General features: G+C 72.7%; 29 protein-coding genes and 1 tRNA gene. 15 read left to right on the forward strand and 15 right to left on the reverse strand.

What is annotated here, in order from left to right:
* Window positions 1-17: 17 nt before the first annotated feature.
* Together sufC and JSQ78_RS02545 are read left to right on the forward strand one after the other, a co-directional pair.
* Window positions 18-776, forward strand: coding sequence for a Fe-S cluster assembly ATPase SufC (gene sufC, locus JSQ78_RS02540; RefSeq protein WP_211449161.1), 759 nt, complete (start codon window positions 18-20; stop codon window positions 774-776).
* Window positions 776-1,108: a metal-sulfur cluster assembly factor gene (locus tag JSQ78_RS02545; RefSeq protein WP_211449163.1), complete on the forward strand. Its 333-nt coding sequence runs from the start codon at window positions 776-778 to the stop codon at window positions 1,106-1,108. The genes sufC and JSQ78_RS02545 overlap by 1 nt, the downstream gene beginning before the upstream one ends.
* Before the next feature lie 349 nt (window positions 1,109-1,457).
* On the opposite strand, the gene JSQ78_RS02550 is transcribed toward JSQ78_RS02545, so the two are convergent.
* Both JSQ78_RS02550 and JSQ78_RS02555 read right to left on the reverse strand, forming a co-directional pair.
* Window positions 1,458-1,814 (reverse strand): tryptophan synthase subunit alpha, encoded by a 357-nt coding sequence (locus JSQ78_RS02550; protein WP_211449164.1) that lies wholly within the window; start codon window positions 1,812-1,814, stop codon window positions 1,458-1,460.
* Window positions 1,811-3,601: a DEAD/DEAH box helicase gene (locus JSQ78_RS02555; protein ID WP_211449166.1), complete on the reverse strand. Its 1,791-nt coding sequence runs from the start codon at window positions 3,599-3,601 to the stop codon at window positions 1,811-1,813. Before JSQ78_RS02555 ends, JSQ78_RS02550 begins: the two co-directional genes overlap by 4 nt.
* A gap of 51 nt (window positions 3,602-3,652) precedes the next feature.
* Here JSQ78_RS02555 and pnuC point away from each other — a divergent pair, with 51 nt between their 5' ends.
* Complete coding sequence (pnuC, locus tag JSQ78_RS02560) at window positions 3,653-4,351, forward strand: nicotinamide riboside transporter PnuC (protein ID WP_211449167.1); 699 nt, start codon at window positions 3,653-3,655, stop codon at window positions 4,349-4,351.
* Window positions 4,352-4,381: 30 nt separating this feature from the next.
* Here pnuC and JSQ78_RS02565 read toward each other — a convergent pair whose 3' ends face one another.
* Window positions 4,382-5,002 carry a biotin transporter BioY gene (locus tag JSQ78_RS02565; protein WP_211449169.1) on the reverse strand — a complete coding sequence of 207 codons (621 nt, stop codon included), beginning with the start codon at window positions 5,000-5,002 and terminating at the stop codon, window positions 4,382-4,384.
* Between the two features lie 37 nt (window positions 5,003-5,039).
* On the opposite strand from JSQ78_RS02565, the gene JSQ78_RS02570 reads away from it, so the two are divergent.
* The 3 genes from JSQ78_RS02570 (at window position 5,040) to JSQ78_RS02580 (ending at window position 8,223) form a co-directional block, all read left to right on the forward strand.
* Window positions 5,040-5,795 (forward strand): isocitrate lyase/PEP mutase family protein, encoded by a 756-nt coding sequence (locus tag JSQ78_RS02570; protein ID WP_211449171.1) that lies wholly within the window; start codon window positions 5,040-5,042, stop codon window positions 5,793-5,795.
* Window positions 5,796-5,920: 125 nt separating this feature from the next.
* Window positions 5,921-7,531, forward strand: coding sequence for an ABC-F family ATP-binding cassette domain-containing protein (locus tag JSQ78_RS02575; protein WP_211449173.1), 1,611 nt, complete (start codon window positions 5,921-5,923; stop codon window positions 7,529-7,531).
* A gap of 29 nt (window positions 7,532-7,560) precedes the next feature.
* Complete coding sequence (locus JSQ78_RS02580; protein ID WP_211449175.1) at window positions 7,561-8,223, forward strand: trimeric intracellular cation channel family protein; 663 nt, start codon at window positions 7,561-7,563, stop codon at window positions 8,221-8,223.
* A gap of 21 nt (window positions 8,224-8,244) precedes the next feature.
* Here the strand turns inward: JSQ78_RS02580 and JSQ78_RS02585 are convergent, their stop codons facing one another.
* From JSQ78_RS02585 to JSQ78_RS02595, 3 genes are read right to left on the reverse strand one after another with little or no spacing between them, the layout of a single operon-like run.
* Window positions 8,245-9,042 carry an SURF1 family cytochrome oxidase biogenesis protein gene (locus JSQ78_RS02585; protein WP_211449177.1) on the reverse strand — a complete coding sequence of 266 codons (798 nt, stop codon included), beginning with the start codon at window positions 9,040-9,042 and terminating at the stop codon, window positions 8,245-8,247.
* Window positions 9,042-9,293 (reverse strand): hypothetical protein, encoded by a 252-nt coding sequence (locus tag JSQ78_RS02590; RefSeq protein WP_249295831.1) that lies wholly within the window; start codon window positions 9,291-9,293, stop codon window positions 9,042-9,044. Before JSQ78_RS02590 ends, JSQ78_RS02585 begins: the two co-directional genes overlap by 1 nt.
* Window positions 9,290-9,664 (reverse strand): DUF3099 domain-containing protein, encoded by a 375-nt coding sequence (locus JSQ78_RS02595; RefSeq protein ID WP_211449178.1) that lies wholly within the window; start codon window positions 9,662-9,664, stop codon window positions 9,290-9,292. Before JSQ78_RS02595 ends, JSQ78_RS02590 begins: the two co-directional genes overlap by 4 nt.
* A gap of 95 nt (window positions 9,665-9,759) precedes the next feature.
* Here JSQ78_RS02595 and fabG point away from each other — a divergent pair, with 95 nt between their 5' ends.
* On the forward strand, window positions 9,760-10,467 hold the full coding sequence (gene fabG, locus JSQ78_RS02600) for a 3-oxoacyl-ACP reductase FabG (RefSeq protein ID WP_211449180.1): 708 nt from the start codon (window positions 9,760-9,762) through the stop codon (window positions 10,465-10,467).
* A 23-nt stretch (window positions 10,468-10,490) separates the two neighbouring features.
* Here fabG and JSQ78_RS02605 read toward each other — a convergent pair whose 3' ends face one another.
* The 3 genes from JSQ78_RS02605 to glgC are packed head-to-tail and all read right to left on the reverse strand — an operon-like array spanning window position 10,491 to window position 13,112.
* Window positions 10,491-11,228, reverse strand: a complete 738-nt coding sequence (locus JSQ78_RS02605) for a metallophosphoesterase family protein (RefSeq protein WP_249295832.1) — start codon at window positions 11,226-11,228, stop codon at window positions 10,491-10,493.
* 7 nt (window positions 11,229-11,235) lie between these two features.
* Window positions 11,236-11,880, reverse strand: a complete 645-nt coding sequence (serB, locus tag JSQ78_RS02610) for a phosphoserine phosphatase SerB (protein WP_211449182.1) — start codon at window positions 11,878-11,880, stop codon at window positions 11,236-11,238.
* On the reverse strand, window positions 11,877-13,112 hold the full coding sequence (gene glgC, locus JSQ78_RS02615; RefSeq protein ID WP_211449184.1) for a glucose-1-phosphate adenylyltransferase: 1,236 nt from the start codon (window positions 13,110-13,112) through the stop codon (window positions 11,877-11,879). The genes serB and glgC overlap by 4 nt, the downstream gene beginning before the upstream one ends.
* A gap of 79 nt (window positions 13,113-13,191) precedes the next feature.
* On the opposite strand from glgC, the gene glgA reads away from it, so the two are divergent.
* The 3 genes from glgA to JSQ78_RS02630 all read left to right on the forward strand — a co-directional run bounded on the left by glgA (window position 13,192) and on the right by JSQ78_RS02630 (window position 15,526).
* Window positions 13,192-14,391, forward strand: a complete 1,200-nt coding sequence (gene glgA, locus JSQ78_RS02620) for a glycogen synthase (protein WP_211449185.1) — start codon at window positions 13,192-13,194, stop codon at window positions 14,389-14,391.
* Between the two features lie 10 nt (window positions 14,392-14,401).
* Window positions 14,402-15,187 (forward strand): ABC transporter ATP-binding protein, encoded by a 786-nt coding sequence (locus tag JSQ78_RS02625; protein ID WP_211449186.1) that lies wholly within the window; start codon window positions 14,402-14,404, stop codon window positions 15,185-15,187.
* A 90-nt stretch (window positions 15,188-15,277) separates the two neighbouring features.
* Window positions 15,278-15,526 (forward strand): type B 50S ribosomal protein L31, encoded by a 249-nt coding sequence (locus JSQ78_RS02630; RefSeq protein WP_021009443.1) that lies wholly within the window; start codon window positions 15,278-15,280, stop codon window positions 15,524-15,526.
* 117 nt (window positions 15,527-15,643) lie between these two features.
* Here the strand turns inward: JSQ78_RS02630 and JSQ78_RS02635 are convergent, their stop codons facing one another.
* Together JSQ78_RS02635 and JSQ78_RS02640 are read right to left on the reverse strand one after the other, a co-directional pair.
* Window positions 15,644-16,618, reverse strand: coding sequence for a hypothetical protein (locus JSQ78_RS02635; RefSeq protein WP_211449187.1), 975 nt, complete (start codon window positions 16,616-16,618; stop codon window positions 15,644-15,646).
* 76 nt (window positions 16,619-16,694) lie between these two features.
* A complete protein-coding gene (locus JSQ78_RS02640) occupies window positions 16,695-17,432 on the reverse strand; it encodes an exonuclease domain-containing protein (protein WP_211449188.1) in 738 nt (245 codons plus the stop codon).
* A 48-nt stretch (window positions 17,433-17,480) separates the two neighbouring features.
* On the opposite strand from JSQ78_RS02640, the gene JSQ78_RS02645 reads away from it, so the two are divergent.
* Entirely contained in the window at window positions 17,481-18,380 is a 900-nt protein-coding gene (locus tag JSQ78_RS02645) for an alpha/beta fold hydrolase (protein WP_249295834.1), read from the forward strand.
* Window positions 18,380-19,459, forward strand: a complete 1,080-nt coding sequence (locus tag JSQ78_RS02650; RefSeq protein WP_211449189.1) for a glycosyltransferase family 4 protein — start codon at window positions 18,380-18,382, stop codon at window positions 19,457-19,459. The genes JSQ78_RS02645 and JSQ78_RS02650 overlap by 1 nt, the downstream gene beginning before the upstream one ends.
* Before the next feature lie 21 nt (window positions 19,460-19,480).
* Here the strand turns inward: JSQ78_RS02650 and JSQ78_RS02655 are convergent, their stop codons facing one another.
* Window positions 19,481-20,293 (reverse strand): Sir2 family NAD-dependent protein deacetylase, encoded by an 813-nt coding sequence (locus JSQ78_RS02655; RefSeq protein ID WP_249295836.1) that lies wholly within the window; start codon window positions 20,291-20,293, stop codon window positions 19,481-19,483.
* Window positions 20,294-20,347: 54 nt separating this feature from the next.
* Between JSQ78_RS02655 and JSQ78_RS02660 the strand changes: the two genes are divergently transcribed.
* Complete coding sequence (locus JSQ78_RS02660; RefSeq protein ID WP_211449193.1) at window positions 20,348-21,145, forward strand: TrmH family RNA methyltransferase; 798 nt, start codon at window positions 20,348-20,350, stop codon at window positions 21,143-21,145.
* Complete coding sequence (locus tag JSQ78_RS02665) at window positions 21,142-22,401, forward strand: D-alanyl-D-alanine carboxypeptidase family protein (RefSeq protein WP_211449195.1); 1,260 nt, start codon at window positions 21,142-21,144, stop codon at window positions 22,399-22,401. Before JSQ78_RS02660 ends, JSQ78_RS02665 begins: the two co-directional genes overlap by 4 nt.
* On the opposite strand, the gene JSQ78_RS02670 is transcribed toward JSQ78_RS02665, so the two are convergent.
* Entirely contained in the window at window positions 22,398-23,210 is an 813-nt protein-coding gene (locus JSQ78_RS02670; RefSeq protein ID WP_211449197.1) for an SGNH/GDSL hydrolase family protein, read from the reverse strand. The genes JSQ78_RS02665 and JSQ78_RS02670 overlap by 4 nt on opposite strands.
* 83 nt (window positions 23,211-23,293) lie before the next feature.
* Between JSQ78_RS02670 and dinB the strand changes: the two genes are divergently transcribed.
* On the forward strand, window positions 23,294-24,538 hold the full coding sequence (dinB, locus tag JSQ78_RS02675; protein ID WP_211449199.1) for a DNA polymerase IV: 1,245 nt from the start codon (window positions 23,294-23,296) through the stop codon (window positions 24,536-24,538).
* 6 nt (window positions 24,539-24,544) lie between these two features.
* Here the strand turns inward: dinB and JSQ78_RS02680 are convergent, their stop codons facing one another.
* Both JSQ78_RS02680 and JSQ78_RS02685 read right to left on the reverse strand, forming a co-directional pair.
* The gene (locus tag JSQ78_RS02680; RefSeq protein WP_211449201.1) at window positions 24,545-24,787 is read right to left on the reverse strand and encodes a PspC domain-containing protein; all 243 of its coding nucleotides are present in this window, start codon (window positions 24,785-24,787) and stop codon (window positions 24,545-24,547) included.
* Window positions 24,788-24,882: 95 nt separating this feature from the next.
* Window positions 24,883-24,968: transfer RNA gene (locus tag JSQ78_RS02685), tRNA-Leu, on the reverse strand.
* Window positions 24,969-25,019: the final 51 nt, after the last annotated feature.

Genomic DNA, 25,019 nt, shown 5'->3' on the forward strand with positions numbered 1-25,019 from the left:
CGAAGGAAGGAAGCGCGATGAGCGTCCTGGACATCAAGGACCTGCGTGTCTCGATCGAGACCGAGCAGGGCAGCAAGGAGATCCTCCGCGGAGTCGATCTCACCATCAACTCCGACGAGATCCACGCGATCATGGGCCCGAACGGCTCCGGCAAGTCGACCCTCGCGTACACGCTCGCGGGCCACCCCCGCTACACCGTCGACGGCGGCTCCATCACGCTCGACGGCGAGGACGTCCTCGAGATGAGCGTCGACGAGCGCGCTCGCGCGGGCCTCTTCCTCGCGATGCAGTACCCGGTGGAGATCCCCGGCGTGACCGTCTCGAACTTCCTCCGCACCGCGAAGACCGCCATCTCGGGCGAGGCCCCGCGCGTGCGCGAGTGGATCGGCGACGTTCGCGGCGCCATGGAGAAGCTGCGCATGGACTCGTCGTTCGGCGAGCGGAACGTCAACGAGGGCTTCTCGGGCGGCGAGAAGAAGCGCCACGAGATCCTCCAGATGGAGCTGCTCCGCCCGCGCTTCGCGGTGCTCGACGAGACCGACTCGGGCCTCGACGTCGACGCGCTGCGCGTCGTCTCCGAGGGCGTCAACCGCATCAAGGGCGAGACGGGCCTCGGCGTGCTCCTCATCACGCACTACACCCGCATCCTCCGCTACATCCAGCCCGACCACGTGCACGTGTTCGTGAACGGCCGGATCGCCGAGCAGGGCGGCCGCGAGCTCGCCGACCGGCTCGAGGAGGAGGGCTACGACCGCTACCTCAAGGCAGGCGTCTGATGGCACTCGTCGAGATCGACGCGGCGAAGTTCGACGCGGTCACCGACGCGCTCAAGGACGTCGTCGATCCCGAGCTCGACGTCAACATCGTCGACCTGGGCCTCGTCTACGACCTCGCGTGGGATGACGAGCAGGACGCGCTCGTGATCTCGATGACGCTCACGTCGGCGGGCTGCCCGCTCACCGACGTCATCGAGTCGGAGATCGCCGAGAAGCTCGACGGCATCGTGCAGCAGTTCCGCATCAACTGGGTGTGGATGCCGCCGTGGGGCCCGGAGCGCATCACCGAGGACGGCCGCGAGATGATGAGGGCGTTGGGTTTCACCATCTGAGGCTCGCTGCCTCAGGCAGCAGTCGTGGATCGGGACCCGGACGGTCCTGCGGACCGTCCGCCCCAACGCCGTCGCGAGCGCAAGCGAGCGAGCTCGGCTTCACTGCCCCAACGCCGTCGCGAGCGCAAGCGAGCGAGCTCGGCTTCACTGCCCCAGCGCCGTCGCGAGCGCAAGCGAGCGACCCCGGCTTCACTGCGCACGAGGGGGACGACCACGACGGTCGTCCCCTTTGTCGCGCTCCGGGGCAGTTGAGCGGTCTTCAACCGGATAGCCGGTAGGGCGAGCCGATATGTGTCGCGCTCCACCGGCTATCCGGTTGAAGATTCCTCCAGAGGGCGGGCGGCGGCGGTCACGCGGCGTCGCGCCGCACGCGCGGCGTCCACGCCCGCTCCGGCTCGGCCGGCTCGAGCATCGACCAGACGGTCGGCGCGAGCTGCGGGTAGTCGTCGACGATGCGCCGGAGCACTCGGTCGCTCACCTCGTGACCGGGGCGCACGGCGTGCGGCGGGAGGATCCGCTCGGATCGCAGGAGCAGCACGACGATCTCGTCGACGCTCGGCAGCTGCGACATGAAGTCCCAGGGATCCTCACCGGAGCGCAAGCGCTCCGCGACGAGCACCGAGCGCTCGTCCGCGGCCTCGGCGCGCAGCACCTCGAGGCTCGCCCGCCTGCGGGGCGAGGGGTCGGCGGTGGCCTCCGGAGTCACCGATCGCGCCCGTGGCGCGGCTTGCGCGGCGGCCGCTCGTCGCGCTCCCGGCGGGGCGCCCGATCGTCGCGGTCGCGGCGAGGACCGCGCTCGTCGCGCTCGCGACGGCCGGTGTCGACGCGGATGTCGATCGGCACGCCGAGGATGCGCGTCTGCGAGAGCCGCTCGAGCTGACCGGGGGAGAGCTCCGGCAGCTCGACGAGCGTGAAGTCGTAGCGGATCGTGATGCGCCCGAAGTCGTCGCGGCCGAGGCCGCCCTCGTTCGCGAGCGCGCCGACGATCTGCCGCGGTTCCACGCCGCGCTTGCTCCCCACGGCGAGCCGGTAGGTCGTCGCGTCCGACGGACCGCGGCGCGAGCTGCGCTCGGGACGGTCGCCGCCCGCGTCGCGATCGCGGTCGCGCTCCTTGGGAGCCTGGAGCGCGCGGTCCGCCTCGGCGTCGAGCAGCAGCGGCGTGTCGCCCTGCGCGACGACGGCGAGCGCGGCGGCGACGTCCTCCTGCTGCGCGTCGTGGTGCGCGACGTAGTGCGCGATGATCTCGCGGAAGCGCTCGATGCGCTCCGTCTCGCCGAGGGCGGCGGTGATGGCCTCGTCGAAGCGCGTGAGCCGCGTGGCGTTCACCTCGCCCGCGCTCGGCATCGGCATGATCTCCACCGTGCCGCGCGTCGCCTTCTCGATCGCGCTCAGCATCCGCCGCTCGCGCGGCGTGACGAAGCTGATCGCGTCGCCCGTGCGGCCCGCGCGGCCGGTGCGGCCGATCCGGTGCACGTACGACTCCGTGTCGATCGGCAGGTCGTAGTTGATGACGTGGCTGATGCGCTCGACGTCGAGGCCGCGCGCGGCGACATCGGTCGCGACGAGCACGTCGAGGTCGCCCGAGCGGAGCTGATCGATCGTCTTCTCGCGCTGCGGCTGCGCCACATCGCCCGAGATGGCGGTCGCCGCGTAGCCGCGCGCGCGCAGGCGCTCCGCGACCGTCTCGGTCTCGTTGCGCGTGCGGGTGAAGACGATCGCCGCCTCGAACGGCTCGACCTCGAGCACGCGCGTGAGCGCCTCGAGCTTCTGCTGGTACGAGACCATGAGCGCTCGCTGGGTGATGCTCGGGGCCGTCGTCGTGCTCGCGCGCACCGTGACCTCGGCGGGCTCGCGGAGGTGCTGCTGCGAGATCGCCCGGATCTGCCGCGGCATCGTCGCCGAGAACAGCGCCACCTGCTTCTCCACGGGCGTCTGCTGGAGGATCTCGTCCACGTCCTCGGCGAAGCCCATCCGGAGCATCTCGTCGGCCTCGTCGAGCACGACGTGGCTGAGGCTCGAGAGGTCGAGGGTGCCCTTCGCGAGGTGGTCCATGATGCGGCCCGGGGTGCCGACGACCACGTGCACGCCGCGGCGCAGCGCGGAGAGCTGGACGCCGTAGCCCTGGCCGCCGTAGATCGGCAGCACGTGCACGCCGCCGAGATGCGCCGCGTAGCGCTCGAATGCCTCGCACACCTGCACCGCGAGCTCGCGTGTCGGGGTGAGCACGAGCGCCTGCGGCTCGCGCCGGGCGACGTCGATCGCCGAAAGCACCGGCAGCGCGAAGGCGGCCGTCTTGCCCGTGCCCGTCTGGGCGAGGCCGATGATGTCGCGTCCCTCGAGCAGGAGCGGGATCGTCTCGGCCTGGATCGCGGAGGGCGTCTCGTAGCCGACGTCGTCGAGGGCGCGCAGGATCTCGGGCGGCAGGCCCAGTGCGGCGAACGTCGCGCGATCGCCCTCGTCGTCGGTGGCGGGCGCGGTCTGCGTGTCGGTCATGCCTCCAACGCTACGCGCTGCGCGAGCCTCGCGCGGACCTACGCTGGTGGGATGGACCTCGACTGGCTCGCCGCGATCTACGGCGCGACGATCCCCGTGGGCGGAGGGCAGGAGCTGCTGCTGCGCGAGGTCGTGGGGAACGCCTTCGGCCTCGGGAGCGCGGTGGGCGGCATGCTGCGGCGCGTCTGGGCATGGCCCGTGGGCATCGTCGGCAACGTGCTGCTGCTCACGGTGTTCCTCGGCGCGATCCTCGACCCGGAGCACACCCTGCCAACGCTGCTCGGCCAAGCCGGCCGGCAGGTGATGTTCATCGCGGTCGCGGTCTACGGCTGGGTGCGCTGGCGGCAGGCGCGCGCCGCCGACGGGCAGATCGTGCCGCGCTGGGCCACGTGGCGGCAGCGCACCGGACTCGCCGTCGTGCTCGTCGTCGGCACGGTCGCCCTCACGCCGCTCTTCGCGGCCCTCGGCTCCTACGAGCCCGTGTGGGCCGACGCCTGGACCTTCGTCGGCTCGCTCCTCGCGACCTACGGGATGGCACGCGGCTGGACGGAGTTCTGGCTCATCTGGGTGCTCGTCGACCTCGTCGGCGTGCCGCTGCTGCTCTCGGCCGGCTACTGGGCGACGGCGGCGATGTACGCCTTCTACGGCGGGTTCACCGTGTGGGGCTTCGTCGTCTGGGCACGGGCGCGCCGGAAGCCCTCGGTCGAGGTGCTGCTGCCGGATCCGCGGGTCGAGCGCGCCGACCGCTGACGCTGCGGCGTCGAGCCGGGGCGGTCGTCGTCAGTCGATCGAGCGGTCGATGCGGCGCGCGCCGGCCCATGCGGCGGGCATGATCGCCGCCGCGAGCGCCCACTTCACGATGCCGCCGACGATGAACGGCACGAAGCCGAGCTGCAGCGCGCCCGCGATCCCGACGGGCGTCCCCATCGCCGCGAGCACGGCCGCCATGTAGGGGATGCCGAAGGCGAAGGGGATGAGGCTCGCGAGGCCGAAGAGCGCGATCGCGAGCAGCGGGCGGCGGTCCCAGCGCCGCTCGGCGAGCCAGCCGACGACCGCCGCGGTCGCGATGAAGCCGATGATGAAGCCGAAGCTCGGCTTGCCGACCGCGAGCAGGCCGCCCGTGAAGCCGGCGAAGATCGGCGCCCCGGCGACGCCGAGCGCGAGGTAGCCGACCATCGCGGCGACGCCGCGGCGGAAGCCGAGCGACGCGGCGACGAGCATGACCCCGAGCGTCTGCCCCGTGATGGGCACGGGCCACATCGGGATCTCGACCTGCGCGAGCGCCGCGACGACGGTGATGCCGGCGGCGACGAGCAGCACGTCCTTGACGAGCGAGCGGTGCCCGACGAGCGCGTCGGCGAGGACGGTGCGGCGGGGGAGCGGGAGAGCGACAGCGGTCATGGAACCACCATAGGGCCGCGGCTCGTAGGATCCCGGCATGAGCGATCTCGCAGGCAAGGCCACCGCCCTCCTCACCATGCACGACGACTTCGTCGTGCTGCCGACCGCCTGGGACTCGTGGTCGGCCCGCACCCTCGTCGACGCCGGCTTCGAGGCGCTCACGATCGGCAGCCACCCGCTCGCGGAGTCGCGCGGTCAACGCGACAACGAGGGCATGAGCCTCGACGACGCGCTCGAGGGCATCACGCGCATCACCGCATCCGTCGATGTGCCCGTGAGCGCCGACATGGAGTCGGGCTACGGCGCGGAGCCCGCCGAGCTCATCGAGCGGCTGCTCGAGGCCGGAGCCGTCGGGCTCAACGTCGAGGACACCGTGCACGCCGAGGGCCGCATGCGCGAGCCGCAGGAGCACGCCGACTACATCGCGGGGCTGCGCGCCGCCGCGGACGCCTCGGGCGTCGACGTCGTCATCAATGCACGCACGGATGCGTTCGCCCGCCCCGAGCTGCACGGTCGCGATCCGCTCGAGGAGGCGATCGCGCGCTGCGAGCTCATGGAGCAGGCCGGCGCGCGCTGCCTCTACCCGGTCAAGCCGACGGATCGCGCGGCGCTCCGCGCGATCCTCGAGCGCGTCTCGCTCCCGGTCAACGTCACGGCGCACCCCGTGCGCGGCTCGCTCCTCGGCGACCTCGCCGCCACGCGCGAGGGCGGCGCGCGCCGCGTGAGCTTCGGACCGCTGCTGCAGGCGGCGCTCACCGACCTGATCGGGGAGCTCGCGCGCCCCTGGCGCTGAGCCAGGGCGCTGTGACCGGGCGCTGTGGCCGGGCGCTGAGCCCTGGCACCGGTCGCTGGTAGGCTGGTGGGCTGGCCCGCTCGTCGGGCCCGCCCCCATCCCCATCCAGAGAGGCTCCCGCGCGCATGATCGCCGTGTCAGGCTTCGAGCTCTCGGTGGGCCCCCGCACCCTCATGAGCGACGTCTCGTTCCGCATCGACGCGGGCGACAAGATCGGCCTCGTCGGCCGCAACGGCGCCGGCAAGACCACCATGACGAAGGTGCTCGCGGGCGTGAGCGACGACCGCGACGGCCACACCTTCTCGGGCCGCATCGAGCGCTCGGGCGAGATCGGCTACCTGCCGCAGGACCCGCGCTCCGGTGACCCGAAGCAGACCGCGCGCCGACGCATCCTCGACGCCCGCGGCCTCGGCGAGCTCGTCGAGGGCATGCGCCTCGCGACCGAGCAGATGGGCGAGGGCGGCTCGGTCGCCGACGAGGCGATGCGCCGCTACGGCCGCCTCGAGGACCGCTTCCTCGCGCTCGGCGGTTACGCGGCAGAGGCCGAGGGCGCCGCGATCGCGTCGAACCTGCAGCTGCCCGACCGCATCCTCGACCAGCCGCTCGAGACGCTCTCGGGCGGCCAGCGCCGCCGCATCGAGCTCGCGCGCATCCTCTTCTCGGGCGCCGACACGATGCTGCTCGACGAGCCCACGAACCACCTCGACGCCGACTCCGTGACGTGGCTGCGCGAGTTCCTGAAGGGCTACTCCGGCGGCCTCATGGTCATCAGCCACGACGTCGAGCTCGTCGAGGAGACGGTGAACCGCGTCTTCTACCTCGACGCGAACCGCCAGGTCATCGACATCTACAACATGTCGTGGAAGCTCTACCTCCGCCAGCGCGAAGCCGACGCCGAGCGTCGCAAGCGCGAGCGCGCGAACGTCGAGAAGCAGGCGACGCAGCTCGAGCTGCAGGCGGCGAAGATGGGCGCGAAGGCGACGAAGGCCGTCGCGTCGAAGCAGATGGCGAGGCGAGCAGAGCGGATGCGCTCCGGGCTCGAGGACGTGCGCGCGGTCGACAAGGTGGCGAAGCTGCGCTTCCCGAAGCCGGCCCCGGTGGGGAAGACCCCGATCGTGGCGCGCGACCTGTCGAAGTCGTACGGCTCGCTCGAGATCTTCACCGCCGTCGACCTCGCCGTCGACCGCGGCTCGCGGGTCGTCATCCTCGGCCTCAACGGCGCGGGCAAGACGACGCTGCTGCGGATCCTCGCGGGCGTCTCGGAGAGCGACACGGGCGAGATCGAGCGCGGCCACGGACTGCGCGTCGGCTACTACGCGCAGGAGCACGAGACGCTCGACGTCGAGCGCTCGGTGCTGCAGAACATGCTCTCGGCGTCGCCCGAGATCACCTCGACCGAGGCGCGCCGCGTGCTCGGCTCGTTCCTGTTCACGGGCGACGACGCCGACAAGCCCGCGCGAGTGCTCTCGGGCGGCGAGAAGACCCGACTCTCGCTCGCGATGCTCGTCGTCTCGAGCGCCAACCTGCTGCTGCTCGACGAGCCGACGAACAACCTCGACCCCGCGAGCCGCGAGGAGATCCTCGGCGCGCTCGGCGCGTACGAGGGCGCCGTCATCCTCGTGAGCCACGACGAGGGCGCCGTCGAGGCGCTCGACCCCGAGCGAGTGCTGATCATGCCCGACGGCACCGAGGACCTCTGGAGCCCCGAGTACCTCGACCTCATCGGCCTGGCCTAGCGTGACGGCAGGTCGCGAGGGAGGCCCGCATGCTCGATGAGCCGATCGGCTGGCTGTCGGCGGTCGGCGGCGCGCTCAACGCGATCGGCATCGTCGCGTTCGCGATCTCCGGCGCGCTGCTCGCGGTGCAGAAGCGCATGGACCTCGTCGGCATGGCCGGGCTCGCGGTCGTCACCGCCACCGGCGGCGGCATGCTGCGCGACCTGCTGATCGGCGCGACGCCCGTCGCCGTCCTCCAGGAGTGGTGGATGATCGGCGCCGCGCTGCTCGGCGCACTCGCAGTCTTCCTGCTCCACCGATGGATGGACCGGCTCGACCGGCCCGTGCTCATCTTCGACGCGATCGGCCTCGGCATCTTCGTCGTCGCGGGCGCGACCAAGGCCGTGCACCACGGCGTCGACCCGGTCGGCGCGGCGTTCGTCGGCATGCTCACGGGCATCGGCGGCGGCATCCTGCGCGACGCCCTCGCGAACGACATCCCCGCGGTCTTCCGGCGCGACTCGCGGCTCTACCTGCTGCCGGCGCTGCTCGGCTCGAGCGCGGCGGCGACTGCCGAGTGGCTCGGCTGGGGGCACTGGGCCGTGCTCACGGGCATCGCCATCGTCGTCTGCGCGCTCCGCATCGCGAGCGAGCTGCTCGACTGGCGCGTGCCGTCGCTGAAGACGCAGGCGATCTCGACGGTCCGCGACTGACGCCGCGATGATCCGGAGCGCTCAAGCGCGGTCGAGGATGTCGTCCTCGACGTCGGCGTCGGAGCGGCGCTCGCGCTTCGGCCTCGGCGGAGGAGCATCGCCCCGCAGCTCCTCGCGCATCCCCCACGCGACCGCGGCGTAGCCGAAGAGCGCGAAGACGAACCACTGCAGTGTGTAGGAGAGGTGCGGGCCCTCGTCGAGCACGGGGCGCGTGGCGATCGCGACGTCGGCGGGCGCGGCGCCGTCCTCGCTCACGAGCAGCCCGTAGGCGCCCACGTACGTCTCGCCATCGATGCCCTCCGCGAGCGCGGGGAGGTTGACGGATGCGATCTGGCCTGCGGGAGCGCCGCGGCCGGGGATGTCGCCCTCGTTCGGGCGCAGCCGGGCGACGACCGTCGTCGGCCCCGCGGGGGTCTCCGGGTCGGTCACGGGCCGCTCGGCGCCGGAGGCCTGGTCGATCCAGCCGCGGTCGACGACGAAGACGGCGCCCTCGGTCGTCCGGAACGGTGCGATGACGTCGAAGCCGACCTCGCCGCCGCGCCAGCGGCCCCGCAGCAGCACCTGCTCGTCGAGCAGGTACTCGCCCTCGAGCACGACGGGCGTCCACTGCTTCGCGGGGTCGAAGGTCGCGGGGTCGGGCATGACCTCAGCGATCGCGGCCGGCGAGCGGTCGTAGTTCGACTCGAGCCGCTCGATCGCGGCGAGCGCCTCCTCCCGGCGGTTCCACTGCCAGACGCCGAACAGGCAGCACGCGATCGCGAAGATCGTCGCCAGCGCGACGTAGCCGAGCCAGCGCGGCTGGCGGAGGAGGGTGAGCATCAGGCGACTCGCTCCACCGTCTCGCCGAAGGCGGTCTCGACCACGGGGAAGCCGCGCGAGCGCAGCCACGCGGCGAGGCTCTCGCGGTGCTCGGGGCAAGCCGCCCACGTCTTCACGCGATCGGCGTCGTGGATGCGCGGGTTGCGCCAGTGCAGCGCGTGCGCGGCCGCTGCCGAGCACCCGGCCGACGAGCACACCGCCGACGGGCTCGGCGCGCCGGCGCCGCCGTCGAGCATGCCGAGCAGGCTCATCGAGCCGTTCCAGGTCCGTCGCGCTCGGTGGACGCGGTGCCGTCGAGCGGGTCGGGCGTGGCGCTGCCCCGCCACACGCGGTCGTCATCGGCGTCGCCGCTCGCGGCCGACGCACCGGCGGGCAGCGCGTTGGGTGCCTCGCGCACCTCGACGGGCGCGTGCGTCGAGACGTTCGCGACCACGACCGCGAAGTAGGGGATGAGCACGGCGACGAGGGCGGGCGCGAGCTTCCACCAGCCCGGCACGACGAAGAAGATGCCGAGGCAGCCGACGCGCACCAGCATCATGTACAGGTACATGCGGAAGCGCCTCTCACGATCCTCGTCTGGGGAGATCGGGAGGTCGGTGATCGACGCGGACCGTGCTCGCATGGCCTCACCACTCTACGCGCGCGCCCTTTGCGCCAGCCCTGTCTTTCGGGCCCGCCCCGCCTCCTCGGATCGCCCGGTCTTCTAGGCTGGCTCGCATGACCCCTCGCACCGTGCTCGTCACCGGCGGCAACCGCGGCATCGGCCGCGCGATCGCCCAGTCCTTCCTCGACGCCGGTCACCGCGTCGCGATCACCTCGCGCGACGGCTCGGGCCCCGAGGGCGCGCTCGCGGTCGCGGCGGACGTGACGGATGCGGCCTCGATCGACGCAGCCTTCACGCGCATCGAGCAGGAGCTCGGCCCGGTCGAGGTCGTCGTCGCGAACGCGGGCATCACGCGCGACACGCTGCTCATGCGCATGAGCGAGGAGGACTTCGCGGCGGTCGTCGACACGAACCTCGGCGGCGCGTTCCGCGTCGCGCAGCGCGCCTCGAAGGGCATGCTGCGCGCCAAGTGGGGCCGCGTCATCCTCATCTCGAGCGTCGTCGGCCTCTACGGCGGGCCCGGTCAGGTCAACTACGCCGCCTCGAAGGCGGGCCTGGTCGGCATCGCCCGCTCGATCACGCGCGAGCTCGGCGCCCGCGGCATCACGGCGAACGTCGTGGCGCCCGGCTTCATCGCGACCGACATGACGGCGGAGCTCGACGAGAAGACGCAGGCCGAGTACAAGGCGGCGATCCCCGCGGCGCGCTACGGCAGCGCCGAGGAGGTCGCCGGGGTCGTGCGCTGGCTCGCGGGCGACGAGGCCGCCTACATCTCCGGTGCCGTCATCCCCGTCGATGGCGGCCTCGGCATGGGCCACTAGCCGACGTCCGGCAGCCGCGGCGCTCAGGCGTGGCGCTGGTAGACGCCCGTGCGCAGCTCGGCGATCCAGTGCTCGAGGAACGGGATGCCGGCGGCGCGCGCGACGGCGATCTCGGCCTCGACGTCGTAGGGCACGCGCTCGAACTGCACCGAGAGAGCGCCGGCGTCGCCCGCCTCGAGCAGCGCGTACGCCGCGGTCGGGTCGCCGTCGAGCTCGTTGCCGGCGCTGCCGACGTTCAGCAGCCACCGGCCGCGGCGGATGTCGAGCCACTGGTCGTGCAGGTCGCCGTACGCGACGACGTCCGCGCGCGGCACGGCACCCGTCGCATCCGTCGCCTCGAACATGGCGTCGTACGTCGCGTCGTCGGCGTCCGAGCGCACGCGGTGGTGGACGGAGTCGGCGGATGCGTGGAAGAGGCGCACGAGGCGGGAGCCCAGCAGCGCGTCGTGATGGAACGGCAGCGCGGCGAGCCACGGGAGGGCGTCGGCGCCGAGCTCGTCGCGGTACCACGCGGGCGCCGTCCACGGCGAGCGCTCCGGGGTCGCGACCGCCTCGTCCCAGTTGCCGCGCACGACGACATCGCAGGCCTCGCGCGCGAGCTCGACGACCGCCCGGCCCCGCGGCCCCTTGCCGACGAGGTCGCCGCCGCACCACACCGCATCCGCCCCGCGCCGCCGCGCGTCGGCGAGCACGGCCTCGAACGCCGTCAGGTTGCCATGCATGTCGGAGACGATCGCGACGCGCTCGGCGGGAGGGGCCACGGGCGCCTCAGCCCGGCAGGATCGGGATGAGCTCGCGGAAGTCGGGCACGTCGACGACGTTGGTCGCGACCTCGCGCACGAGCGGCTTCGCGCAGAAGGCGACAGAGATGCCGGCCGATTCCATCATGAGCACGTCGTTCGCGCCGTCGCCGACCGCCATGACGCGCTCTCGCGGCACGCCGAGGTTCAGCCGCAGCGACTCGAGCGTGTCGCGCTTGGCCGCGCCGTCGATGACGGGACCGATCGAGCGGCCGGTGAGCCGCCCATCCGCGACCTCGAGCCGGTTCGCGCGCGCGTGGTCGATGCCGAGCTCGGCCGCGAGCGGGTCGAGCACCTCGTGGAAGCCGCCCGAGACGGCCGCGATCCGGCCGCCGCGCGCGTGCACCTCGGCGATGAGCTCGGGCACGCCGTCGGTGACCGTCACCTGCTCTCGAGCCTCGTCGAGCACCGAGACGGGCAGCCCCTCGAGCATGCGCAGGCGCTCGGCGAGCGAGGCGGCGAAGTCGAGCTCGCCCCGCATGGCGCGCTCGGTGACCGCCGCGACGTGCCGCTCGGCGTCGGGACCGACGGCGCGCGCGAGCAGCTCGATGACCTCGTCGCGGATGAGGGTCGAGTCGACGTCGGTGACGACGAGGAGCGAAGCCCCCGTCACAGGATCGTCGAGCCCTTCGGCACCGTGACGATGCCGGAGGCGGAGATCGAGAAGCCGCGCGCGCGATCCGCGTCGTGGTCGACGCCGATCTGCACGCCCGGGCCGATCTCGACCGCCTTGTCGATGATCGCGCGGCGCACGACGGCGCCCGCGCCGACGTGCACCTGGTCGAAGAGGATCGCGTCCGAGACCGTCGCTCCCGCGTCGATGGTGCACCACGGCGAGACGACGCTGCGCACGATGCTCGCACCCTGGACGACGGAGCCCGCGCCCACGATCGCCTCGTTGACGTCGGCCGCGCGACCCCACGCATCCCTCGTGAACTTCGCGGGCGGCGCGTTGACGGTCTGGGTGTAGATCGGCCACTCGCGGTTGTAGAGGTTGAAGATCGGCAGCGCCGAGATGAGGTCCATGTGCGCGTCGAAGAACGACTCGATCGTGCCGACGTCGCGCCAGTAGTACTTGTCGCGCTCGGTCGCGCCGGGCACGGTGTTGTTCTTGAGGTCGTACATCGCGGCCTCGCCGCGCTCGACGAACCACGGGATGATGTCGCCGCCCATGTCGTGGTTCGAGTCCTCGAGCCGGTTGTCGGCGATCACGGCCTCGACGAGCGCGTCGGCGTCGAAGACGTAGTTGCCCATCGAGGCGAGCACCTCGCCGGGCGCGACGGCGAAGGCGGATGCGTCGGCGGGCTTCTCGTGGAAGGCGCGGATGTAGCCGGGCTTCTCGTCGTCCTCCTCGATGACGCCGAACTGGCTCGCGAGCTCGAGCGGCTGACGGATGCCGGCGACCGTCGCGCGCGCCCCCGAGGCGATGTGCGCGTCGATCATGTCGCGGAAGTCCATGCGGTAGACGTGGTCGGCGCCCACGACGACGACGATGTCGGGCTTCTCGTCGGCGATGAGGTTGAGCGACTGGAAGATCGCATCGGCGCTGCCAGCGAACCAGTGCTTGCCCGTGCGCTGCTGGGCCGGCACCGACGTGACGTAGGAGTTGAGCATCGACGACATGCGCCAGACCTGCGAGATGTGGCGGTCGAGCGAGTGCGACTTGTACTGCGTCAGCACGACGATCTGCCGCAGGCTCGAGTTGATGAGGTTCGAGATCGCGAAGTCGATGAGGCGATAGGCGCCGCCGAACGGCACCGCCGGCTTCGCCCGATCGGCGGTGAGGGGCATGAGTCGCTTGCCCTCGCCGCCTGCGAGCACGATCCCGAAGACCTTCTTGTCCATGCGCTCACCCTACGGTTCTTGTCTGCACGCTGACCAGGAGCCGGATGATCGTCGAGAGCCGCTGGCGTACTGTGAGGGCATGCGCGTCGACCTGCTCACGAAGGAGTATCCGCCGGAGATCTACGGGGGAGCGGGGGTGCACGTCACCGAGCTCGTGAAGGCGCTCCGCGAGTCGATCGACGTGCGGGTGCGGTGCTTCGGCGCCCCGCGCGACGAGGAGGGCGTGACCGCCTACGACGTGCCCGCCGAGCTCGCCGACGCGAACGGCGCGCTGCAGACGCTCGCGGTCGACCTGCAGATCGCCGACGCGGTCGCCGACGCCGATCTCGTGCACTCGCACACCTGGTACGCGAACGAGGCGGGCCGGCTCGCCCAGGAGCTGCACGGCATCCCGCACATCGTCACCGCGCACTCGCTCGAGCCGCTGCGCCCGTGGAAGGCCGAGCAGCTCGGCGGCGGCTACCGCATCTCGAGCGACATCGAGCGGCGCGCCTACGAGGCGGCCGACCGCGTGATCGCCGTGTCCGACGGGATGCGCGCCGACATCCTGCGCTCGTACCCATCGCTCGACCCCGAGCGCGTCGTGACCATCCACAACGGCATCGACCTCGAGGCGTGGGCGCCGCTGCCGGACGCGGACCGCGCGCGCGAGCTCGGCATGGACCCCGATCGGCCGGCCGTCGTCTTCGTCGGCCGCATCACCCGGCAGAAGGGCCTGCCGCACCTGCTGCGCGCGGCCCGGGAGCTCCCGGAGGACGTGCAGCTCGTGCTCGTCGCGGGCGCTCCCGACACCCCGGAGATCCTCGCCGAGGTCAAGGGCCTCGTCGACGAGCTGCGCTCTGCGCGCGGCGGCGTCGTCTGGATCGACGACGTGCTGCCGCGCGACGACGTGCGCGTGCTGCTGAGCCACGCGACGGCGTTCGTCTGCCCGAGCGTCTACGAGCCGCTCGGCATCGTCAACCTCGAGGCGATGGCGTGCGGCGCGCCCGTCGTCGGGAGCGCGACCGGCGGCATCCCCGAGGTCATCGTCGACGGCGAGACGGGCTTCCTCGTGCCGATCGACCAGGTGCAGGACGGCACCGGCACGCCCACCGACCCCGATCGCTTCGTCGCCGACCTCGCCGACGCGCTCACCCGCATCGTCGCCGACCCCGAGTCGGCCAAGCGGATGGGCGAGGCGGGCCGTGCGCGCGCCGCCGAGCACTTCGACTGGCACCGCATCGCGGCAGCGACGCGCGAGGTCTACGAGCGCGTCATCGCCGAGCGCGCCGGTCGATAGGCTCGAAGCCATGGCGAACGTGCTCGAGCTCCGCGATGTCTCCTTCGTCCGGAACGGCAACCGGATCCTCGACCGCATCTCCTGGAGCGTCGACGAGGCCGACCGCTGGGTCATCCTCGGCCCGAACGGCGCCGGCAAGTCGACGATCCTGCAGCTGGCCGCCGCCGCGACGCACCCCACCGCCGGCGAGGTGCACGTGCTCGGCGAGCGCATCGGCAAGGTCGACGTCTTCGAGCTCCGCACCCGCATCGGCCTCGCCGCGACGGGCCTCGCGCGCCGCATCCCCGCCGCCGAGCGCGTCGGCGACGTCGTGCTCACCGCCGCCTATGCCGTGACCGGCCGGTGGCGCGAGCAGTACGAGTCGCTCGACCTCGAGCGCGCCGCCGAGGTCATGGACGCGTGGGATCTCGGCCCCCTCGCCACCCGCCCGTTCGGCACGCTCTCCGACGGGGAGCGCAAGCGCGTGCAGATCGCCCGCGCCGTCATGACCGACCCTGAGCTCATGCTGCTCGACGAGCCGGCCGGCAGCCTCGACCTCGGCGCGCGCGAGTCGCTGCTCGCGTCGCTCGAGGAGTACGCGTCGAGCCCGCTCGCGCCGGCGATCGTCATGGTGACGCACCACGTGGAGGAGATCCCGCCGGGCTTCACGCACGCGATGCTGCTGCGCGAGGGCGGCATCGTCGCGGCGGGACCGCTCGACGACGTGCTGACGGATGCGCGCCTCACCGAGACCTTCGGGATCCCGCTCGCGGTCGCGCACGAGGGCGGCCGCTGGTCGGCGCGGGCGAAGCGCTGACCCGCCCGGCAGCCGTTCCCACCTGATACACTCGTCTGTCGGCCCGCACGCCGACCGAAGACTTCCGCGCCCGAGCGACCAAGGAAACCCATGAAGACCGAGATCCACCCCGACTACCGCCCGATCGTGTTCCGCGACCTCGCCTCGGGCGAGACGTTCCTCACGCGCTCGACGATCACGAGCGACAAGACGATCGAGCTCGACGGCGAGACCTACCCCGTCATCGACGTCGAGATCTCGTCGGCCTCGCACCCGTTCTACACGGGCAAGCAGCGCATCATGGACTCGGCCGGCCGCGTCGAGAAGTTCAAGAACCGCTACAAGGGCTTCGGCGGCTGATCGCAGCAGCACGCACAGAGGGCGACGGGCTTCGGCTCGTCGCCCTCTGTCGTGTCGCCGCAGCCTGCACCGCTCCGTGCTCGTCAGAGCGCAACGACGTCGGCTCAGGCGCAGACATCACGTCATCAGAGCCCGACCTTGTCCTCGTCGCAACGACCTCCATGACCACCTTCGCCCGATCGGCATGAGCTCGGCATCCGGAGGGGCGCCTTCGTGCAGGAGTTCTCCGGCGGATGCCGGTAGCCCGAGTATGCCGATCAGTCGGTGCGGGAGGGCCTCAGACCAGGGCTCCCTCGCGAGAGCACGAAGCGCCGCGGCGTCCTCCTGGCTCCTGCCCAGCTCCGCGAGCACACGGTCGATCGTGGCGTCGCTCGAGCCATGCAGACCATGCCAGGAGCGAGGTTCGGCACGCAGCGCGGCCAGCTCGGGGCCAAAGAGCGTGGGATCGCCGAACGGGATGACATGCAACCAGTGGAGATCGAGATCGGCGATCACGGAGCGCCAGCGGTGCTTCCCACCCTCGTGATAGCCGCTCGGCGTGAAGACTTCCAGAATCGACCCATGCGCGTGAGCGGTGACGGCGACGACGGGTCGCACGTACGGCGCCCAGTTCCAAGCCGCTGGATCGTCAGTGAGCAAGACGCTCCGGCCTTCGAGCACGACGTGCGTCGCGGCGCTCGGCACGATGGCGTGGATGGGATCGGTGGGTAGCCACCGATCGACGCCCAGTGCGTTCAGCGTCGTGGGGAGCACGTAGATCGCCGTCGTCAGGGGTGGGGGCGTCCTGACGCGGTCCCTGGCGGCGGCGACGGAGCCACTGTCCGGGGCTCCGGCGAACCGACCCCACTGCACCTCGGCACCGGTTCGCTCTGCGACCGACGCTGCGAGCTCCGGGACGGCGGCGCCGGAACCGATCGCGCGCCCGTTCAACGTGGCGATGACGACCTCGACACCGGTGATCGGCGCCCAGGACGCCAACCCGGTCGTGCCGAGCTGCGCGAAGAGCTCCGCGGCCAGGTCAGGGGTGATCGGGGACCGGTCCCAGCCCTCGTCGATCCGGAACCACTCGACCGCACTCGCTGCAGACGTCACGAGCTGGACGCTAGCAGCCGGTACCGCGCCGATGAGCGATCAGCATCCTCGCGGCTCCGTGCCAGCAGCGTGGCTGTCAGGCGCGCAGCGGCCAGCCTCGGCCCGCGCTGAACGTGGGGTCGCTGCGGCGCTTGAACTCCTCGAAGCCCGCCGCCTGCTCGTCGGCCCACCGCTCGGTGAGCTCGTGGAGCGAGATCGGGTCGATGCGCAGCTCGGGGTAGCGGGCGGTCATCACCTGCGCGAGCCGGCCCGCGGCGATCGCGTCGGCGCTCGCGTCGTGCGCATCGACGAGCTCGATGCCGTACACCTCCGCCGCGACCGAGAGCGTGCGCTTGCCGCGGCGGTAGCGGTCGACCTGCCGGTCGATGACCATCGGGTCGATGACCGGGCGGGCGTCGAGCGGCTCGATGCCGTAGCGGCGGCACTCGGCGGCGAGGAGCGAGAAGTCGTAGGCGGCGTTGAACGCGCACACCGCGAGCCCCGCGGCGAAGTGGCGCGCGAGCTCCTCGCGGATCTCCTGCACCGCGACCGGTGCCTGCGCGCCCTCGGCGCGCGCCCGCTCGGTCGTGACGCCGTGCACGGCGGTCGACGCGGCCGGGATCTCGACGCCCGGGTCGACGATCCAGTAGCGACCCTCGATGACGGCGCCGCTCGCGTCGAGCACGCCGACGAACGCGGTGACGATGCGCGACTGCGCGGGGTCGATGCCCGTCGTCTCGAGGTCGAAGACGGCGAGCCGGTCGATCCAGCGATCGGGCGCCTCGGGACTCACCTCGAGGATCGGCCGTCGCAGCTGCACGCTCGTCTCCGTCATGCGCCCACGGTAGCCCGCACCTCCCACACCCGCGGGTAGGCTCGACCGGTGCCAGTGGAAAGCGGATCGCGCCCGTCGCCCTACCGAGCGCTGCTCGACGCACTGCCGCAGCGCGAGCGCGTCGTCGACGTCGACGGCACGGCTACGGCGGTGTTCGATTACGGCGACCCGGATGCGACGCCGATCGTCTTCGTGCACGGCTTCCGCGGCGACCACCACGGGCTCGAGCCGATCGCTGCGCACCTGCCCAGCATGCGGGTCATCGCCCCCGACCTCCCCGGCTTCGGCGACTCCGACGCCCTGCCCACCGCATCCATCGACGCCTACGCCGCGTGGCTGCGCGCGCTCGTCGCGAGCGAGGCTCCCGGCGCCGCCGTGCTCGGCCACTCGTTCGGCTCGATCGTCGTCGCGCACGCCGCCGCGAGCGGCCTCGACGCGAGCCGCATCGTGCTCGTCAACCCCATCGCGACGCCCGCGCTCTCGGGCCCCAACCGGCTCGGCTCGGCGCTCGCGCTCGGCTACTACCGCGCCGCCGCGGCCCTGCCCGAGCGCGCGGGCCTCGCGCTGCTCGGCGCGCCGCCCATCGTGCGCGGCATGAGCGCGTTCATGGCGAAGACGCGCGACCGGGACCTGCGCGCCTGGATCCACGGCCAGCACGACGCCTACTTCTCGAGCTACGCCTCGCGCCAGTCGGTGCTCGAGGCCTTCGACGCATCCATCCGCCACACGGTCGGCGAGGTCGCGGCCCGCATCCCGCAGCCCGTGCAGCTCATCGCCGCCGACCGCGACGACATCACGCCGCTGCGCGAGCAGCACCGGCTGCGCGCGCGCTTCCCCGACGCGCGCCTCGCGGTGCTCCGCGGCACCGGCCACCTCGTGCACTACGAGCAGCCGCGCGAGGCCGCCGCGATCATCCGGCGCTTCCTCGCCGAGGGCACCGCGCGCTGATGCGCGTCCTGTTCGACTGCCGCTACGTGCGCCTCGAGCGGCACGACGGCATCTCGCGCTTCTCGGCCGAGCTCGTCGCCGAGCTCGCACGCGACCACGACGTGACGATGCTCGTGAGCGACGAGCGGCAGCTCGCGATGCTGCCGCGCCTCCCGCACGTGCTCGGCCCCTCGCCCACCGGCCCGCTCGAGCCGCTCACGTCGTGGCGACTGCGCCGCGTGCGCGCCGACGTCGCGTTCTCGCCCATGCAGACGATCGGCTCGATCGGTCGCGCGTGGCCGCTCGTGACGACCGTGCACGACCTCATCTACTACCGCCACCCGAAGCCGCCGCCGAGCTTCCCGGCGCCCGTGCGCCTGCTGTGGCGGCTCTACCACCGCTCGTTCGCGCCGCAGCGGATGCTGCTGAACGCCGTCGACGGCGTCGCGACCGTCTCGGAGACGACCCGCGGGCTCATCGAGCGGCACCGGCTCACGCGCCGCCCGGTGGCGGTGGTGCCGAACGCGTTCGCGCCGCTCGGGGAGCCCGTCGCGCACGCGGCGCCGCCCACGCGGCGGCTCGTCTACATGGGCTCCTTCATGCCCTACAAGGACGTCGAGACGCTCGTCGCCGCCGCCCGCCTGCTGCCCGAGCACGAGCTGCACCTGTGCAGCCGCGTCGACCCCGCGACGCGCGAGCGGCTCACGCGGCTCGCGGCAGGCGCATCCGTCGTCTTCCACGACGGCCTCTCGGACGCCGAGTACGCCGAGCTGCTGCGCAGCGCGACGGCGCTCGTGCACGCGTCGCGCGACGAGGGCTTCGGCATCCCGCTGCTCGAGGCGATGAGCCTCGGCGTGCCCGCGGTCGTCGCCGACACGGCGATCTTCCGCGAGGTCGGCGGCGACGCGGCGCGCTACTTCCCGGTGGGAGACGCGGATGCGCTCGCGCGCGCCGTGCGCGCCCTCGAGGGGGAGTGGGCGGCCGTCTCGCGCGCCTCCCGCGAGCAGGCCGCCCGCTTCAGCTGGCGCGCCTCGGCCGAGCGGCTCGGCGCCTTCCTCGCGGAGGTCGCCGCCGCGTCGCCGCGCAAGGGCTCGCGCTGACGCGGGCCGCCGCCGCGCTGCTCAGGCCGGGGCGTCGAGCGCGTCGGCGATCGCGGCGAGCGACTCGCTCGTGCCGCCCTCGACGCGCGCCGCCGCAGGGCCGTCCCACTTCGTCGGCCCGCGGTTGACGATCACGATCGGCACGTCCTCGCGCCGCGCGACCTCGAGCAGTCGCGTGCCCGAGTTCACGACGAGCGACGAGCCGGCGACGAGCACGACCTCGCCCGCCGCGACGATGTCGCGCGCCGACGCGAACACGTCGACGGGCACGAGCTCGCCGAAGAACACGACGTCGGGCTTCAGGATGCCGCCGCACACGGGGCACGCGGGCACCTCGAAGCGCTGCGAGGCGTCGATCTCGACGTCGCCGTCGGGCTGCAGCCGCACCTGCTCCGGCATGCGGATCCAGGGGTTCAGCCGCTCGATCTCGTCGGCGATGCGGTGCCGGTCGAACGTCGTGCCGCAATCGAGGCACGTGACGGTGTGCAGCTGCCCGTGGACGTGCGTGACGTTCGTCGAGCCCGCCCGCTCGTGCAGGTCGTCGACGTTCTGCGTCGCGATGCCGGTCGTGAGCCCCGCGCGCTCGAGCCGCGCGAGCGCGCGGTGGCCCTCGTTCGGCTGCACCGAGGCGAAGCGCTGCCAGCCGAGGTGGCTGCCGGCCCAGTAGCGGCGTCGCGCGTCGACGCTCGCGAGGAAGGTCTCGAACAGCATGGGGTTGCGCGGCGGCGCGCCCTCGCCCCGGTAGTCGGGGATGCCCGAGTCGGTCGAGATGCCTGCACCCGTCACGACCGCGATGCGGCGTCCGCGCAGCAGGTCGATGGCTGTGTCGAGCACGGTCAAACCCTAGCCCCGGTATCCTCGAGCCCGGCGGGGGGAGGCTGGGAGCGCATGCAGATCGTGACGATCGACTCGCTCGCCGACCCTCGGCTCGAGGACTTCGTCGGTCTCACCGACGTCGCGCTGCGCCGTCGCACCGAGCCCGAGCGCGGCCTCTACATCGCCGAGTCGCAGACGGTGCTCGAGCGCGCGCTCCGCGCGGGCCACGAGCCGCGCTCGGTGCTCGTCGCGCCGCGCTGGCTGCCCGACGTCGAGCGGCTCGTCGGCGGCCTCGACGTGCCGGTCTTCGTCGGCGACGAGGGCGTGCTCGAGCAGATCACGGGCTTCCACCTCCACCGCGGGGCGCTCGCCTCGATGCACCGACCGGTGCTCCCGGATGCGTCGGCGCTGCTCGAGCGCGCTCGTCGCGTCGTCGTGCTCGACGGACTCGTCGACCACACGAACGTCGGCGCCGCCTTCCGCTCGGTCGCGGGCATCGGCGGCGACGCCGTGCTCGTCACGTCGACGTGCGCCGACCCGCTCTACCGGCGGAGCGTGCGCGTCTCGATGGGCACCGTGCTGCAGGTGCCGTGGACGCGCATCGACTCGCTCGAGGCGGCCATCCCCGTCTTCCACGGCGCGGGCTTCGAGGTCGTCGCCATGGCGCTGCGCGACGACGCCGTCGACCTCGACGAGTACGCGGCGGCGCCCGCGGACCGCGTCGCCCTCGTGTTCGGCTCGGAGGGACCGGGCCTGACGGCGCGCGCGATCGCCGCCGCCGACCGGGTCGTGCGCATCCCCATGCACCACGGCGTCGACTCGCTCAACGTCGCCGCGTCGGCCGCTGTCGCGATGTGGGCGCTGCGGTGAGCTCGCGCGCTCCCGCGACGGCCAGGCGCACGCATCCGCTCGTCGTGCTGCTGCGATCGCTCCTCGTCATCGCGCTCGTCGCTGCCGTCGCGCTCGCTGCCGCCGTGCTCGTGGCGCCGGCCCCGGCGATCGCGGGCGAGCCCGTGGAGGCCCCTGCCGCCGAGCTGCCCGCCGCGCAGGTCGAGTGGCCGGAGTCGGCGCGCGCCGCCGGCTACGGCGTCGTGGGCATCGACGGCGGCGCCGACGTCTGGCAGGCGTGGGGGAGCGAGGAGGCGCACCCGATGGCGAGCGTCGCGAAGCTCGTCACGGTGCTCATCGTGCTCGACGCGCACCCCATCGAGGGCGACTCGCGCGGCGCGCTCATCACGCTCGATCGCGACGACGTCGACGCGCAGGCGAGGGCGGTGCGCGAGAACGCGCCCATCGCGCCCGTCTTCGACGGCATGCAGGTCACGCAGCGCGACCTCATCGAGTGGTCGCTCGTCGACTCGGCCGGCAACGCCATCTGGTCGCTCGCGAGCTGGGCGTTCGGCGGCATGGACGGCTTCGCCGCTGCCGCCGCGGCGTGGACCGACCGGCACGGGCTCGACGACACGGTGCTCGCCGATCCGGCCGGGCTCGACGCCCGCTCCGTCTCGAGCGCGAGCGACCTCACGCGCATGGCGCTCATGGCCGTCGGCGACCCCGTCGTGCTCTCCACCATCCAGCTCGAGTCGGTGCGCATCCCCGGCATCGGCGTCGCCCCGAACACCAACCGCATCCTCGGCGAGCACGACATCGACGGCGGCAAGACCGGCACGCTCAAGGTGTGGGGGAGGAACCTCTTCGTCACGGCCATCCGGGAGGTCGACGGCGAGGCGCGCCGCGTCGTCGGGATCGTCATGGGCACGATCGCCGCCGACGAGACCGACGCGGCGATGATCGCGCTGCTCGAGAGCGTCTGGCCGAACTTCGCCTCCCGCACGATCGTCGAGGCCGGCACCGTCGTCGCCGAGTACCGGGCGCCCTGGGGAGCGACGACCCGGGCGGTCGCGACCGGCCCGCTCGACGCGCACGTCTTCGCCGACGACGCCCCGGACTGGAGCGCGACCGTGGAGCCGATCGAGCCGGGCGCTGTGCCGCAGGCGGTCGGCGAGGTGTCGCTCGAGCGCGGGGACGAAGCGGTGCCCGTGCGCACCGCGAGCCTGCTGACGCCCCCGGATGCGTGGTGGCGCCTCACGAACGCCCCGCTCGTGCTCGGCTGGTACTTCGACTAGTCGCGAGCGCTCTCGTCGCCGCGAGGGGGCAGCACCGGCTCCGCGGTCGGGCGCTTGGGCGAGATGGTGTCGCCCGAGGACTGGCCGCGCAGCCGCCGCAGCACCCACGGCGCGAGGTGCTCGCGCGCCCACTGCAGGTCGTCGCGCCGCATGCGCTGCCACGTGCGCACGGGCAGCGGCTCGGGTGCCATGGGCTCGAGCGCGTGCTGCACGCCGAGCGCGTCGAGCACGATGATCGCGATGGCGTGGTGGCCGAGGGCCGAGAAGTGCAGCCGGTCGGCGGCCCACATCTGCGGCTGCTGCAGCTGCCTCGCCGACCACATGTCGGCGATCGCCGCGCCGTGCTTCGCCGCGACGCCGTGCAGGTTGGCGTTGTAGATGCCGACCTTCCCCCGGATCGCGCGCAGCACCGGCGTCATCGCGATGTCGGGACCGTTGAAGAGCACGACTTCGGCGCCCGTCGCGCGGAGCCGGCCGACGACCTCGTCGAGCCTCGCGGCGAGCGCGTCGGGGTCGCCGCCGGGCCGGATGAGGTCGTTGCCGCCCGCCGAGATCGTCACGAGGTCGGGCTGCAGCGCGATCGCCGGCTCGAGCTGCTCGTCGACGATCTGCTGCAGCAGCCGGCCCCGGATCGCGAGGTTCGCGTACTCGAAGTCGGGCCGCGAGCGCGCGAGCTCCTCCGCGACCCGGTCGGCCCACCCGCGCACGCCGTTCGGCAGGTTCGGCTCCTCGTCGCCCACTCCTTCGGTGAAGCTGTCGCCGAGCGCGACGTAGCGGGTGAACGGGTGCTCGAGGCCTGGGTGCTGCATGCCTCCATCCTGCCGTGCGTTCCGCCGTCGTCGATCGAGCGGTGTCTCCCAGCCGTGTCGCCGGTGCGTGGGACGATGGATGCGTGAGCAAGCAGGATGGGTCGAACCGGCTCGTCTCGGGCCCCGACGTCGACGACTCGACCGCGACGATCCTGCACGTCGACCTCGACGCGTTCTTCGCCTCGGCGTCGCTGCTCGCGAGGCCCGACCTCGTCGGGCTCCCGGTCGTGATCGGCCACGACTCGACGCGCTCGGTCGTCACCGCCGCGACCTACGAGGCCCGCAAGTACGGCGTGCACTCCGCGATGCCGATGGGGCGGGCGCTGCGGCTGTGCCCGAACGCGATCGTGCTCGAGCCCGACTTCCACCTCTACTCGCGCCTCTCGAAGCACGTGATGGGCATCCTCGACGACGTCTCGCCCGACGTCGAGCGGCTCGGCATCGACGAGGCCTTCGTCGGCATCGCGGGCTTGCGTCGCCTCTCCGGCGGCGCGAACCGCATCGGACCGGGGCTCCGGCAGCGCATCCGGGCCGAGACGGGTCTCGTCGCCTCCGTCGGCGCGGCGAGCACGAAGCACGTCGCGAAGCTCGCCTCCGGTCGTGCGAAGCCCGACGGGCTGCTCGTCGTGCCCGACGAGCGCGTGCTCGACTTCCTCCACCCGCAGCCCGCGAGCGCCATCTGGGGCGTGGGGCCGAAGCAGCAGGAGCGCCTCGCGCGCTACGGGCTCCACACCGTCGGCGACGTCGCCCGCACGTCCCTCGAGCGGCTCGAGGCGTGGTTCGGCGAAGCGACCGGCCGCCACCTGCACGAGCTCTCGTGGGGGCGGGATCCGCGCGAGGTGCGCGAGCGAGGTCACGAGAAGACCTTCGGCCACAACCACACGTTCTCGCACGACGTCGTCGATCGCACGGAGCTCCAGGGCGAGATCCTGCGGCTCGCGACGGGCGTCGGTCGGCGCCTCCGCGACGCGGGCGTGCAGGCGCGCACCGTGACGCTCACCGTGCGGTTCCACGACTTCCGCACCATCACGCGCTCGCGCACGCTGCCGGAGGCGACCGACGTCACGCGCGTGCTCGTCGAGACGGCGTGGTCGCTCCTCGACGCGCTCGGCGAGCTCCCGCCCGTGCGGCTCCTCGGCGTGCGAGCGAGCTCGGTGCAGGACGCCGCCGATCACGGGCTGCTGTGGGACGACACCGAGACCTGGGGGAGCGCGGAACGGGCGATGGACGCCGTGCACGACCGCTTCGGCGCCGCGGCGGTCGCGCCGGCGAGCATGCTGCGGCGCGAGCGGAAGCGCGACGACACGGGCCCCTCCGGCGGTGACTGAGCCGGGTCAGCCCCGCCCGAGCCAGCGCTCGAGCGGGATCGAGCCGCGGTGGTTCGGCGTCAGCACCCACACGACCGCGTAGAGGCCCCAGCCGATGACCGGCAGCGCGAACAGCAGCAGCGTGACGAGGCGCACGATCCACACGTTGACGTGCGTCTTCGCGGCGATGCCGCCGCAGATGCCGGCGAGGATCCGCTGCGGGCCGCGGCGGAAGCCGGCCCGGCGGATGGAGTCGAAGATGGAGGCCATGGCCTCACGCTAGCCGCGCCGGCTGGACGGCGGGAGGGGGACTGCACCCAGGGAACGGGAAGAGGCCCGGAGCGAATCGCTCCGGGCCTCTCTCGTGCGCGAGGGGGGACTTGAACCCCCACGCCCTAATACGGGCACTAGCACCTCAAGCTAGCGCGTCTGCCAATTCCGCCACCCGCGCAGAGTGTCGGTTTCCTTTGCAGGACCGAGAAATGACTCTAGCACGCTCCGA

Source organism: Agrococcus sp. Marseille-Q4369 (assembly GCF_018308945.1).
Lineage (GTDB): Bacteria > Actinomycetota > Actinomycetes > Actinomycetales > Microbacteriaceae > Agrococcus.